10 protein-coding genes are annotated in these 13,405 nt (G+C 39.7%); 1 reads left to right on the forward strand and 9 read right to left on the reverse strand.

Annotation, left to right across the window (positions count from 1 at the left end; all coding sequences use genetic code 11):
- Positions 1-67 precede the first annotated feature (67 nt).
- The 6 genes from parC to parE form a co-directional block, all read right to left on the reverse strand.
- Complete coding sequence (parC, locus tag I6G42_RS07870; protein ID WP_068981919.1) at positions 68-2,548, reverse strand: DNA topoisomerase IV subunit A; 2,481 nt, start codon at positions 2,546-2,548, stop codon at positions 68-70.
- Positions 2,549-2,600: 52 nt separating this feature from the next.
- Positions 2,601-3,335, reverse strand: a complete 735-nt coding sequence (locus I6G42_RS07875) for a CPBP family intramembrane glutamic endopeptidase (protein WP_038805400.1) — start codon at positions 3,333-3,335, stop codon at positions 2,601-2,603.
- Positions 3,316-4,149, reverse strand: coding sequence for an aminoglycoside 6-adenylyltransferase (locus I6G42_RS07880; protein ID WP_038805401.1), 834 nt, complete (start codon positions 4,147-4,149; stop codon positions 3,316-3,318). Before I6G42_RS07880 ends, I6G42_RS07875 begins: the two co-directional genes overlap by 20 nt.
- A 161-nt stretch (positions 4,150-4,310) precedes the next feature.
- The gene (locus I6G42_RS07885) at positions 4,311-5,390 is read right to left on the reverse strand and encodes a DNA/RNA non-specific endonuclease (protein WP_038805402.1); all 1,080 of its coding nucleotides are present in this window, start codon (positions 5,388-5,390) and stop codon (positions 4,311-4,313) included.
- Between the two features lie 309 nt (positions 5,391-5,699).
- The gene (locus I6G42_RS07890) at positions 5,700-6,950 is read right to left on the reverse strand and encodes an RES domain-containing protein (RefSeq protein WP_038805403.1); all 1,251 of its coding nucleotides are present in this window, start codon (positions 6,948-6,950) and stop codon (positions 5,700-5,702) included.
- Between the two features lie 56 nt (positions 6,951-7,006).
- Positions 7,007-8,956, reverse strand: a complete 1,950-nt coding sequence (parE, locus tag I6G42_RS07895) for a DNA topoisomerase IV subunit B (RefSeq protein ID WP_038805405.1) — start codon at positions 8,954-8,956, stop codon at positions 7,007-7,009.
- 135 nt (positions 8,957-9,091) lie between these two features.
- Here parE and plsY point away from each other — a divergent pair, with 135 nt between their 5' ends.
- On the forward strand, positions 9,092-9,733 hold the full coding sequence (gene plsY, locus I6G42_RS07900) for a glycerol-3-phosphate 1-O-acyltransferase PlsY (RefSeq protein WP_038805406.1): 642 nt from the start codon (positions 9,092-9,094) through the stop codon (positions 9,731-9,733).
- A gap of 34 nt (positions 9,734-9,767) precedes the next feature.
- Here plsY and I6G42_RS07905 read toward each other — a convergent pair whose 3' ends face one another.
- From I6G42_RS07905 to I6G42_RS07915, 3 genes are read right to left on the reverse strand one after another with little or no spacing between them, the layout of a single operon-like run.
- Positions 9,768-10,724 carry an ABC transporter permease gene (locus I6G42_RS07905; protein WP_000029132.1) on the reverse strand — a complete coding sequence of 319 codons (957 nt, stop codon included), beginning with the start codon at positions 10,722-10,724 and terminating at the stop codon, positions 9,768-9,770.
- Between the two features lie 2 nt (positions 10,725-10,726).
- Entirely contained in the window at positions 10,727-11,785 is a 1,059-nt protein-coding gene (locus I6G42_RS07910; RefSeq protein ID WP_000038676.1) for an ABC transporter permease, read from the reverse strand.
- Complete coding sequence (locus tag I6G42_RS07915) at positions 11,778-13,313, reverse strand: ABC transporter ATP-binding protein (RefSeq protein WP_038805408.1); 1,536 nt, start codon at positions 13,311-13,313, stop codon at positions 11,778-11,780. The genes I6G42_RS07910 and I6G42_RS07915 overlap by 8 nt, the downstream gene beginning before the upstream one ends.
- Between the last annotated feature and the right edge of the window lie 92 nt (positions 13,314-13,405).

A 13,405-nucleotide genomic window follows, 5' to 3' on the forward strand; every position in this document is an offset into this window, starting at 1 on the left:
AGTATTATTTGTAATTTTCAGAAAATTTTTTCAACATAAAGAAATCAGCCCTCTGGACTGATTCTTTTTAAGAATTTGCTTTATCTTCTTTAAAGACTTCTTTGAGGTAAGCATCGAAAACTTCTTCATCTGAAATAGTATCTGAAATAAAGCTTCCATTGCTAGTACGTTCTGACAAGTTGAGGTCTTGCAATCGGCTTTCATAGATTGTTCCCTTGTTAGATTGGACAAGTAACGTTTGGTCGTTTTCTTCTACTTCTGTACTAAAAAGATCACCAACGAATCCTTGCTCTGAAACTGCTCCAGCCAAGAATACACGATGCGGTTTATTTTTTAGCTCACGCAAGACTTGTAGTCCTCGTTTGGCACGGCTGGTCGCTGGAATTTCCTCAATGGAAACGCGTTTCAAGCTTCCACGTTGGGTCAAGAGGTAGAAGGATGAAGTGTTACAGGTAAAGGCAGCCTGAAGTGCATCATCTTCTTTCAGGTTCATAGCCTTGACACCCGCAGCCTTGGCACCAACAACCGGAACCTCTTCGATATTGAAACGAAGGGCATAACCGTTTTGACTAATCAAAAGAACATCATCTAGTTTAATCGGAGCCACTGCTACAATCTGGTCTGTCTCGTCTTTGAGCTTAGCGTACTTAACAGACTTCGACTTATAGGTTCTCCATGGAGAGAATTCTTTTCGTTCTACACGCTTGATTTGACCAAGGCGAGTCGCTGCAAAGTAGGTTGTCGCATCATCAAACTGCTCCACTACTTCTGCATAGAGAATTTCTTCGTTAGTTTCAAAGTTTGTAATGGTCTGGCTCAGATGCTCTCCGATGTCCTTCCAGCGAATGTCTGCCAATTCATGGATTGGTCGATAGATGACATTTCCAAGAGTTGTGAACATCAAGAGGTGCTGTGTTGTCTTGGCAGATTGAACAAAGATCAAACGATCATCATCACGCTTGCCAATTTCTTCCAGAGTGGATGCCGCAAAGGAACGTGGGCTAGTACGCTTGATGTAACCTGCCTTGGTCACGCTGACATAGGTATCTTCCTCTGCGATGAGGCTCGCTGTATCAATCTCAATTACGTTTGCTGTATCTTCTAAAGCACTCAAACGTGGAGTCGCAAATTTCTTCTTAACCTCACGAAGCTCTTTCTTCATGAGATTGTACATAGTCCGTTCATCACCAATGATAGCAGCAAGCATGGCAATCTTTTCACGAAGTTCTGCTTCTTCTTCCTGCAAGACAACCACGTCTGTATTGGTCAAACGGTAAAGTTGCAAGGTAACGATGGCCTCAGCCTGTTCCTCAGTAAACTCATAGCTGACCTTGAGATTTTCTTTAGCGTCAGCCTTGTTCTCAGAAGCACGAATAAGAGCAATGACTTCGTCCAAAATCGAAATCACGCGAATCAAACCTTCAACGATATGGAGGCGTTTTTCAGCCTTTTCCTTGTCAAAGCGGGAACGAGCCAAAATCACTTCACGACGGTGGGCTATATAGCTAGATAAGATTGGGACGATCCCAACCTGACGAGGCGTAAAATTGTCAATCGCCACCATGTTAAAGTTGTAATTGATTTGTAGGTCAGTATATTTGAAGAGATAGTTAAGAACGAGATCGGTATTAGCATCTTTCTTGAGTTCGATAGCGATACGAAGACCTTCACGGTCAGACTCATCACGAACCTCAGCAATACCAGCCACCTTGTTATTGACACGAACATCATCGATTTTCTTGACCAGATTGGCCTTATTGATTTCATAAGGAATCTCAGTGATAACGATTTGCTCCTTACCGCCTTTTAGCTTTTCAATCTCCGTCTTAGAACGAACAACCACGCGCCCTTTCCCAGTTTCATAAGCCTTCTTGATTTCATCACGCCCTTGGATGATAGCTCCTGTAGGGAAGTCTGGTCCAGGCAAGAATTCCATGAGTTTATCAACCTTGGCAGTCGGATGGTCAATCATGTAAACTGTCGCATCGATAACCTCAGCCAAATTATGCGGTGGAATATCCGTAGCATATCCAGCCGAAATCCCAGTCGAACCATTGACTAAGAGGTTGGGAAAGGCTGCTGGCAAAACCGTCGGCTCTTTCTCGGTATCGTCAAAGTTCCAAGCAAAAGGAACTGTCTTTTTCTCGATATCCTGAAGAAGATAACCAGCAATCTCAGACAAGCGCGCCTCAGTATAACGCATCGCCGCAGGCGGATCACCATCCATGGAACCGTTATTACCATGCATTTCAACTAGAATCTCACGATTTTTCCAGTCCTGAGACATACGAACCATGGCATCATAGATAGAACTGTCGCCGTGGGGGTGGAAATTCCCCATGATGTTACCGACAGACTTAGCTGACTTACGGTAGCTCTTATCAAAGGTATTGCCATCTTTATTCATCGAATAAAGAATACGACGCTGAACCGGCTTCAAGCCATCACGAATGTCTGGCAAAGCCCGGTCTTGAATAATGTACTTGGAGTAGCGACCAAAGCGCTCTCCCATGATGTCCTCCAGGGACATGTTTTGAATGTTAGACATAATAATTCTCTTTTTAGTGTTTTATTGTAAAGTAAATCTATATTGTATAAATTTAACTGTTTCTTTGTAGGTAGTGAGAAAAGAAGAGCAATCCTACTAATCCTAGAATGAATAAAAGATTAATTTTAATAACAAATAAGCTAAGTAGGGTATTAATTAGGCCGTGAAAAATGGCGCAATAAAGGATCGACTTAGTCTTTTTGAAAACAGCTGCTAGAACAATACTGAGATAAATTGCAAATAGACTGAATAATATAAAAGGCATCCTACTTTGGGAACTTCCAATCACAAACCATAAAGGTACATGCCATATTGCCCAAATACAACCTGTTATCAAACCGGAAATCCAAAAGGAGAATCTAGTTTCCAAAGTTGGTTGCAAGATGCCTCGCCATCCCAATTCTTCTTCGCCACCATAAACACAGACTGCACTCAAAAAAACAACAAACAAATTTCCTAGTGGAAAAGCCGGATTAAGCTCCTTAGATGAGAAAGCAATGACACCTGTCTGCACGAAAATTAGTAAAAGAAATAACAAAATATATTTCTTTGAGTCCTCTAAGATAAAAGAGACTATGCTTTTAATGGATTTTTGAGGCAAACAAGAAATGGCTGCAATGGTTGGACCGAAACCTCCTAGTAAATGGAGAAAAACTCCTAGTGGACTTGTTAGACTTAAGAGTCTCATTTGCGTCAGAAAAGCGAGCAATCCCCAACCAAATCCCCAAGAAATGAGAAAACTAATCAGTAAAAATTTTGTTATCTTATTATTTTGTAAATGTTTCATTTGTTTCGAGTCTCTCCTTAGCATACTCGATCATCTTCTCTGCAGTTACTTTGTCATAGTGGAAGTCGGTTTTAAGAGAGAAGGCCTGCGCTTCTCTGTGGAAAAGGTCCATCGTAGCAAACAAAGACTGAGTGATTTTCTCTTTACTTGAAAAATCAAGCAGAACAGAAAATTCTTTCTCTTTCTCAGCAGGCAAATACTGAAAGAGGTACTTGTAGTTCTTGCCAACATCGACCGTTTCCTTATCTGCTGCCACTTGCCAAGCTAAAAGCTTGAGCAATTCTTGTTGACAAATGCCGTAGAGATGGTCAGTGGCATAGAGAAGTTGCTTGCGACGAATACCCTTAACCACATAGGCGGAAACCCACCAAAATTCGTTACAAGCTTTTTCAAAATCTGTCTGACTAGCTGGACTTGTCCAGTAACGTTGAGGACTCGGTGAATAAGGTTCAAACAAACCCTTAGGATATTCTAAAACGGTGAATCCTGCTTCACTATCCACCCACTCTTGAATGTGCTCCTTAGGGCAAAGGGTCAAATCTATCCGATTGCCATCTTCAAAGAGCATGAGATAGAGGTGGCGATGGTCAAGTACGTTATGCTGCTCAATCATGCGCTTGCCAAACCTTTCCAACCAAGTCAGGTCAGCTAACAGACCATCCAAATCCTCCACAACATAGACCACATCATAGTCTTGAAACTCATCTTTTGGTGCTTTTGTATCAGTCCGTGAACCAGACATAGCGACAGCGTTTACTTTTAGCGCTTTTGCGGTTTGAAAAATTAAATCTATCATTTCGGTTTCAGTTCTCATGGAAATACCTGCTAATTTTTATTTATATTAGTTTTGAAAAGAATATGACTATAAAATAACAGAAATGATCAATCAGATTTTTTATCGAATTGTTTTACATATTACTCTTCTTTCTTTTCTAATTTGGTCTATTAGAATCAGTTAATATCAAGATTGTACTGTCAGTCTTCCTTAGACAGATAGTCTAAAAGGTATTGTTTGACCTTTTCAAACTCTTGCAATTTATTTCCCTGTAATAACAGCGTACCTGTAGAAGTATAATGAGTTAATGTTACACCTGAAAATTTTAATTGCTTCCCATCTTGAACATCCTTATACAATTTAATTTCCCGATCAGTTTTCAGATTTTCAATGAGACTATCTACCGCTATCTTAGATAATTCTCTAATAGAAAAATTACCACTATTCGACTCCACAGTACAAGATTCGTTCTCGCTAATCTGCCAATTTCTATGTTCTCTATCACTATCAGCAAAAAACTTTCTATGATTTTCTTCACTATATCCATTCTTATAAAAATCAGCATAGTCCGTTTGTGAGTTTTCTAAATTAAAACCAAAATCAACGTTTGGAATAAAATAGTGTGCGAACTCATCGTGTGATGATAGTGATACATAAAATATTTCAGTTCCAATAGGATATTTGTCAGCTGGATCTTTAAAGACAGCTTTTACTTCATAATAGACTGATTCTTCACTTTGCAATAACTGGTGCACTTTTTCTTCGATTTCTGCTTGCGCTTTATTTGCTCTAGAAAATTGTGTAAAAAGATTTTTAGCCCGAGAATCGATAGAAATTTTAGACCACTTTTCTTGGGTATCCTGATGTTGAGCATTTAAAATTTTATATCCAACTACATATTTATGGAATCTTCTCGCAAAAATATGTCCTCTGTGAAAGTACCAATCTTCACTATTCCCTTTTGGAATATTTCCTTTCGGAAAAGCATCCGGAGTTTCATTTAATGGCCCAAAATCATCACTTCTGGCGGGAAACTTTAAAATCGTTTCCCATCCTCTTCTAAAAGAAGTAGTTTCCTTAGTTTTTTTATTATCGGAGCCGATTAGCTTAAAATATCCATTATTTTCCCATGACATTTCAATCAAATTATTTGTACTGAATTGAAATTCGGGATAAAAATGCTTAATCTTATCTAGTCTATTGCTAAGATCTAGAAGATTAAGTAATTCTTCATCATTTTCTAATCCCAATCTGCCTAATATTTTCTGTTTGACATTCATCATATTCTCCTTGCAAATATATCACTGACAGTTTCTTAATCTCTTCCACTAATTCTTCTAACAGATTTTCGTTATATTTTTTCCAACTATAGAAACAATTACTATTATCATATAAATTACTTAACGTCTCATATTTAGATATTCATAGAAATTGATTGTAGTATAATTTACAATAAAACATACACTATTAAAATACACCTGTCAATTTTTTCTCTATACACATTACTTTTTCCGAGGTAGTTTTTTAATAAATTATTATTTAAGTATTGAATAGTAACAATTACCATTATTATCCAATTTTATTTTTTATCAAAAACCATTATATGTAATTTCTAGTTTATCTATTATCCCTAAATCTTCATCTTCCTTAACATTAAAAATGGCATAATTTATATACTCTCCACTTTTAACTGATTTATAAACTATGCCATCATATCCAATTTTGGAACAGATTGCTGACACTATATTACAAATAATGTAATGTTTTTTTATCACAGTTTCAGAAAAATCGTTGTCTTTTTCACTGATTAATCCATTAAATCCCTCGTCTTTTCCAAATATATAGTTTATTGGAAATAGATTCAGTATTCTATTGCTAATGATTTTAACTAATATTCGCTTCTTTTTATCTGTATCATCTTCCTTTATCGGAACCTCCTTTTCTAGTATACTCTTATCATTCGAACAATATAGAACACTTGTTCCGATGTCATTAAATCTCCCTTGGTTTGCAAATGTCGCAGGTGGTGCCCATAAATCTTTTTTGTCTACTATTTTGTCTATATCTACTACTCTTGTTCTATATAGAATCCGATTTTTATTCATCTTATAGATAAATTCACCATCTTTAAACCACTTCTTTATCCTATTTTCTAGTTTACGAAAATGAGGATTTCTCGAAATATAAATTTTATTTTTTATATAATCATTTTTTAAATCATTTAATTCCTCTTTAGAGAAGTTAAGTGCCATCAAACTAATATCTGTTCGTAACTCCTCTTTCTCTCCATAAAACTTTTCTTCAAACTCATCTAATTCATAATTTGTGTAAACTTCAGTATCCCAATTAAATACACCATTATCTTTTTTATTTTCATAATCTACACCAGTTCCGTTACCACAATTTCCGCAATGAATATTTTCAACAATTGAATCAAAGTACTCTGACTCATAATCAATATTGAATTGCTCATTTAATAACTCTGCCAATGTTTTTGCAGGATCGATTTCAGTGTCGATAGATTCATCATCTTCGAAGTTCTGCTCAAAACTATAACAAAAATCTTTAATCTCTGAACATTCTTCACATCGAATTATCATTTGATTCATTTTAGAAATTACATAGTTCTTTAACTCATTTATAACATCCATTTTGTTGGGAAAATAACTTTCTCCACTAACTAAATTTGTTCCACAACTTTCACAAGTAATATCCTGAAAACATTTTTGTGAATACTCATCAAATAAAAAATTAATAATATTTTCTTTGGGATGCTCTCTTACAACATATTCTTCAATAGAAAGAATAAAATTATACTCATCACAATTACAACATAACATTTAAATTCTCCTAAATTTACAAATAGTATAATTTTCTAATATTGAATTTGTTCATATCAAAACACCATCTCTCCACTCTCCTCAAGCGTAAACTTGACATTGTCTTCAATCCACTTACGGCGTGGTTCAACCTTGTCACCCATGAGGACATTGACGCGACGTTCTGCGCGGGCTAGGTCTTCAATCGTAACACGGATGAGTGTACGAGTTTCCGGATTCATAGTTGTTTCCCAAAGTTGGTCCGCATTCATCTCACCAAGACCTTTGTAGCGTTGAAGGGTAGCCCCTTTACCAAACTGCTTACGTAGTTCCTCTAGCTCACCATCCGTCCAAGCGTAGGCCACTTCTTCTTTCTTGCCTTTACCTTTAGACATCTTGTAAAGTGGAGGAAGGGCGATATAGACATGTCCAGCTTCGACTAGTGGACGCATATAGCGATAAAAGAAGGTTAAGAGAAGAGTTTGAATGTGGGCCCCGTCGGTATCCGCATCGGTCATGATAATGATCTTGTCATAGTTGGCATCTTCAATGGAGAAATCTGCTCCAACACCAGCACCGATGGTATAAATCATGGTGTTGATTTCTTCGTTTTTCAGGATATCTGCCATCTTGGCCTTGGCTGTATTGATAACCTTACCACGAAGAGGTAGGATAGCCTGGAACTTACGGTCACGACCTTGTTTGGCAGAACCACCGGCAGAGTCCCCCTCAACTAGGTAGAGTTCATTCTTGGCAGGGTTTTTAGACTGGGCTGGAGTCAATTTTCCAGACAACAAGCCCTTGTCTTTCTTGTTTTTCTTACCATTTCGGCTCTCATTACGCGCCTTACGTGCCGCTTCACGAGCATCACGCGCCTTGATAGCCTTGCGAATGAGATTGGAAGCCAGTTCACCATTTTCCATAAGGAAGAAGGTCAACTTATCAGCCACAATTCCATCCACAACCGGACGAGCTAGTGGACTCCCCAGTTTATCCTTGGTCTGACCCTCAAACTGGAGGTGTTCTTCCGGAACTAGGATAGAAAGGACGGCAGCTAGTCCTTCACGGTAATCTGACCCTTCAAGATTTTTATCTTTTTCCTTGAGAAGTCCCGTCTTACGCGCATAATCGTTCATGACCTTAGTAATGGCTGACTTGAGTCCTGTCTCATGCGTTCCACCGTCTTTAGTACGAACGTTATTGACAAAGGATAGAATGTTATCTGAAAATCCATCATTGTACTGGAGGGCAACTTCCACTTGGAAACCATTATCTTCCCCTTCAAAGTATAGGACTGGCGTTAAGGTTTCCTTGTCTTCATTCAGATAGGATACAAAGTCCTGAACTCCGTTCTCATAGTGGAACTCAATTGCTTCATCTGTTCGCTTGTCCGTCAATGACAAGGTGACATTTTTTAAGAGAAAGGCTGACTCATTGAGACGTTCTGAAATGGTATTGTACTTAAAGTCTGTCGTAGAAAAAATCGTCGCGTCAGGCATGAAAGTGACTTTGGTACCTGTCTTAGACTTGGGTGCTGTACCAATTTTCTTCAAGGTTGTGACGGGTTTCCCGCCATTTTCAAAACGTTGCTTGTAGACTGTACCGTCACGGGTGATTTCAACTTCTAGCCAACTTGATAGGGCATTAACAACGGAAGAACCCACTCCATGGAGACCTCCAGATGTCTTATAGCCACCTTGACCGAATTTTCCTCCAGCGTGGAGAATGGTAAAGATAACCTCAACAGTTGGAATTCCCATGGCGTGCATCCCAGTCGGCATCCCTCGACCATGATCTTGAACGGTTAAACTTCCGTCTTTATTGATAGTCACATCAATACGGTCACCAAATCCAGACAAGGCTTCATCTACTGCATTGTCCACGATTTCCCAGACCAAATGATGGAGACCAGCTCCGTCAGTCGATCCAATGTACATACCCGGACGTTTACGGACCGCATCCAACCCTTCTAGCACCTGAATGGCATCATCATTGTAGTTATTAATATTGATTTCCTTTTTTGACACAAGGAACCTCCTATTTGTTCATCTTTTCTATTTTACAGGTTTTCTAGGGATTTTGCAAAGTTTTTCCCGTTCAGCTGTCACAATTTCACAAGAGATTCTCAGCCTTTCTACACCATTTCATGGTATAATAGGTACATGATGACATTTGTATTATTAATTTTAGCTTATCTACTAGGTTCGATTCCGTCTGGTCTTTGGATTGGACAAGTTTTCTTTCAAACAAATCTGCGCGAACACGGTTCTGGAAATACTGGTACGACCAATACTTTCCGTATTTTGGGTAAGAAAGCGGGTATGGCAACCTTTGCGATTGACTTCTTTAAAGGAACCTTGGCCACTCTGCTTCCAATCTTTTTCCATTTGCAAGGAATCTCACCTCTCGTCTTTGGTCTTTTGGCCGTAATTGGACATACCTTTCCTATCTTTGCAGGCTTTAAAGGTGGTAAGGCTGTCGCAACCAGTGCTGGAGTGATTTTCGGATTTGCGCCTGTTTTCTGTCTCTATCTAGCAATCGTATTCTTTGGAAGCCTCTATCTAGGTAGTATGATTTCACTGTCTAGCGTTACTGCTTCTATCGCAGCCGTTATCGGAGTTCTCCTATTTCCACTATTTGGATTTATCCTGAGCAGCTATGACCCCCTCTTCATTCTGATTATCCTAGCACTTGCTAGCTTGATTATCATTCGTCACAAGGATAATATCACACGCATCCAAAATAAAACTGAAAATCTCGTCCCATGGGGATTAAACCTAACCCATCAAAATCCTAACAAATAAAACGTCAGTTTGAAACTGACGTTTTTTTGTATGCTTATTTTGACTTGATGTAGTTGATACCGTCTGCCTTTGGTGCGACTGCTTTTCCAAAGAAGGCTGCCAAGACAAGGATGGTCAAGACATAAGGGGCGATTTGAAGGTAAACCGCTGGCACTCCTTGTAAGAAAGGTAATTGAGAACCGATAACTGCCAAACTTTGTGAAAGTCCAAAGAAAAGACTAGAAAGCATAGCACCAATTGGGTTCCATTTACCAAAGATCATTGCAGCAAGAGCGATAAATCCAGGACCGACAATAGTTGTCACTGAGAAGTTGACAGAAATGGATTGAGCATAAATCGCTCCCCCAATTCCACCAAGGAAACCTGAAATAACAACCCCAAGATATCGCATCTTGTAGACATTGATCCCCAAGGTATCCGCTGCCTGAGGGTGTTCACCAACAGAGCGAAGGCGAAGACCAAAACGTGTCTTGAAGAGAATAAACCATGCGAGGAAAGAGAAGGCAATCGCAATATAACCTAGCAAACTTGTTGACTTGAAGAAGATATCTCCAATCACAGGGATATCAGCCAAAACTGGGAAATCAAAACGTCCAAAAGTCTGGCTTAAGTTATCCGTTTGTCCTTTGTTATAAAGAACTTTAACCAAGAAAACCGCTAGGGCAGGAGCCATCAAGTTCAATACTGTACCACTGACAACATGGTCCGCACGGAAATGAACCGTTGCGACGGCATGGATGAGAGAGAAAATAGCTCCCACGATACCAGCAACTAACAAGGAAATCCAAGGAGTCGCTGCTCCAAGTTGTTCTGCAAACTCAAGGTTAAAGACAACCCCAGAAAAGGCTCCCATAACCATAATTCCTTCAAGACCGACGTTAACGACACCACCACGTTCAGAGAAAACTCCTCCGATACTCGTAAAAATAAGTGGTGCTGAGTAAATCAGCATAGAAGAGACCAAGAGGGTGAGTAATGTTGTAATAGACATCCTTACTTACCTCCTTTAACTTGTTTTTTAGGTTTGACAAAGCGTTCGATAATGTAGTGAACGCTGACAAAGAAGATAATAGACGCTGTTACAATGCTGACAAGCTCAGACGGAACTTGCGCTGCGTTCATACCTGGTGCTCCTACTTGCAAAACTCCAAATAAGAAGGCTGCAAAGAGAATTCCAATTGGTGAATTTCCAGCAAGCAAACTAACTGCCATCCCGTTAAATCCGATAGCTAATGATGACCCCTGAACGTAAACGTTTTGGAAGGTTCCAAGCCCTTCAACAGCTCCACCGAGACCAGCCAAAGCACCAGAGATAATCATTGATAGGATGATTGTACGTTTTGCTGAAATACCAGCGTACTCTGAAGCATGGGGATTGAGACCAACTGCTCGAATTTCAAAACCGAGAGTCGTTTTCTTAAGCAAGAACCAAATCACCCCAACAGCAATGATAGCAAAGAAGATACCGATATTCATACGAGAATTACCAGTCAACTCAGATAACCATGGTGTCTGGTAACTAGCATTGGCACTCACACGAATCGTTGAGTCTGTACTTTGCATAAAGTCTTTCGGAAAAGAATGAATAAAGGCGTTCCCTACGTACAAAACAATGTAGTTCATCATAATGGTTACGATAACCTCTGACGTACCGAGATAAGCTCTGAGAATACCTGGAATTGCACCAACAATTCCACCTGCGATCAGAGCAATCACCACAGTCGCTAAAATCAACATTGGACGTGGCATGTCTGGATGCGACAAGGCAAACCAACCGCTGAGAATCCATCCGGCAAGCGCTTGACCAGGAAGTCCAACGTTGAAGAAACCTGCCCGACTAGCAACAGCAAAACCAAGACCAATCAAGACTAGAGGTCCCATGGCACGGAAAATTTCCCCAATCCCGCGAAGGCTACCAAAAGCTGTATAGAACAACTCCTCATAACCCCAGATAGCATCGTAGCCGAAGATCCACATGACAATGGCCCCGAGCAAGATTCCTAAGAATACGGAAATCAAGGGAACCGAAATTTGTTGTAATTTTTTAGACATCACTCTTCTCCTTTCCCAAGTTTCCACCTGCCATCAAGACACCAAGTTCTTGTTTGTTAGTCGTTTCTGGCGATACAATACCTTGAATCTTACCATCGTGAATAACAGCAATTCGGTCTGAGACATTTAAAATCTCATCCAATTCAAAGCTGACAACAAGGACAGCCTTACCGTTATCGCGCTCTTCAATCAAACGTTTGTGGATATATTCAATGGCACCGACATCCAAACCACGAGTTGGTTGGCTGACGATAAGGAGTTCAGGATCACGATCAATCTCACGAGCAATAATCGCTTTTTGTTGATTTCCTCCTGAAAGAGCTGCTGCTGGAACAAATTCGCTTGCCGCACGAACGTCAAATTCTTCCATCAATTTCTTAGCATGTGAAGTGATATTAGCATAGTTCAAGATACCATTCTTGCTGAGTGGTTCTTTGTAGTAGGTTTGAAGAGCGATATTTTCTGAAATCATCATCTCCAAAATCAAGCCATCACGGTGACGGTCTTCAGGAACATGCCCCACGCTTAGTTCTGTAATTTGTCGAGGATGCATCCCTACGATTGATTTGCCTTTTAATTCAACGCTACCTGACTCAACCTTACGAAGACCTGTAATGGCTTGAATGAGTTCAGATTGACCATTGCCATCAATACCTGCAATACCGACAATTTCACCAGCACGAACATCCAAGGATAGATTTTTTACTGCTGGTACACCGCGGTTTTCATTGACAACCAAGTCTTTGATAGACAAGACCACTTCTTTGGGTTGTGGTGCCTGTTTCTCCGTTTTAAAGGAGACAGAGCGTCCTACCATCATTTCTGCCAAATCAGCATTGGTAGCTCCAGCAATCTCAACCGTCTGGATTGATTTACCACGACGGATAACCGTCACTCGATTGGATACCGCACGAATTTCATCCAGTTTATGGGTAATCAAAATAATGGATTTTCCTTCTTTGACAAGGTTTTTCATGATAGCCATCAACTCGTCAATCTCAGAAGGAGTCAATACAGCTGTAGGTTCGTCAAAGATAAGGATATCAGCACCACGATAAAGTGTTTTTAAGATTTCTACACGTTGTTGGGCACCAACGGAAATGTCCGCCACCTTAGCAGCAGGATCCACTGCCAAACCATAACGTTCAGAAAGAGCCTTGATTTCTTTAGTAGCTTCAGCTATATCTAGCACACCATTTTTAGTGATTTCACTCCCCAAAATGATATTTTCAGCTACTGTAAAAGCTTCAACCAACATAAAATGTTGGTGAACCATCCCAATTCCTAGACTAGCAGCTTTAGAAGGTGAATCTAGTTTGACAACTTGACCATTCACCGCAATTTCACCACTAGTTGGCTCAAGAAGTCCTGCCAGCATATTCATCAGAGTGGATTTACCCGCTCCATTTTCTCCTAAAAGTGCATGGATTTCACCTTTTCGCAGTTGCAAATTGATCTTGTCGTTTGCTACAAATTCACCAAACACCTTGGTGATATCCCGCATCTCAATGACATTTTCGTGTGCCATATGCTCTTCCTTTCAGAGGTTTATTTTATTTCAATAAAACCTGCTAATCACATTAACAAGCTCTATTGAGACAAAAATTGCCTCAATTCTTA

The organism is Streptococcus oralis (assembly GCF_016028255.1).
GTDB lineage: Bacteria > Bacillota > Bacilli > Lactobacillales > Streptococcaceae > Streptococcus > Streptococcus oralis_AC.

Excerpts from the sequence above, each read along its gene's own strand:
- I6G42_RS07905 (WP_000029132.1), bottom strand. The coding sequence starts at position 10,724 with ATGTCTATTACAACATTACTCACCCTCTTGGTCTCTTCTATGCTGATT.
- I6G42_RS07910 (WP_000038676.1), bottom strand. The coding sequence starts at position 11,785 with ATGTCTAAAAAATTACAACAAATTTCGGTTCCCTTGATTTCCGTATTC.
- I6G42_RS07915 (WP_038805408.1), bottom strand. The coding sequence starts at position 13,313 with ATGGCACACGAAAATGTCATTGAGATGCGGGATATCACCAAGGTGTTT.
- I6G42_RS07880 (WP_038805401.1), bottom strand. The coding sequence starts at position 4,149 with ATGAGAACTGAAACCGAAATGATAGATTTAATTTTTCAAACCGCAAAA.
- plsY (WP_038805406.1), top strand. The coding sequence starts at position 9,092 with ATGATGACATTTGTATTATTAATTTTAGCTTATCTACTAGGTTCGATT.
- I6G42_RS07890 (WP_038805403.1), bottom strand. The coding sequence starts at position 6,950 with ATGTTATGTTGTAATTGTGATGAGTATAATTTTATTCTTTCTATTGAA.
- I6G42_RS07885 (WP_038805402.1), bottom strand. The coding sequence starts at position 5,390 with ATGAATGTCAAACAGAAAATATTAGGCAGATTGGGATTAGAAAATGAT.
- parC (WP_068981919.1), bottom strand. The coding sequence starts at position 2,548 with ATGTCTAACATTCAAAACATGTCCCTGGAGGACATCATGGGAGAGCGC.
- I6G42_RS07875 (WP_038805400.1), bottom strand. The coding sequence starts at position 3,335 with ATGAAACATTTACAAAATAATAAGATAACAAAATTTTTACTGATTAGT.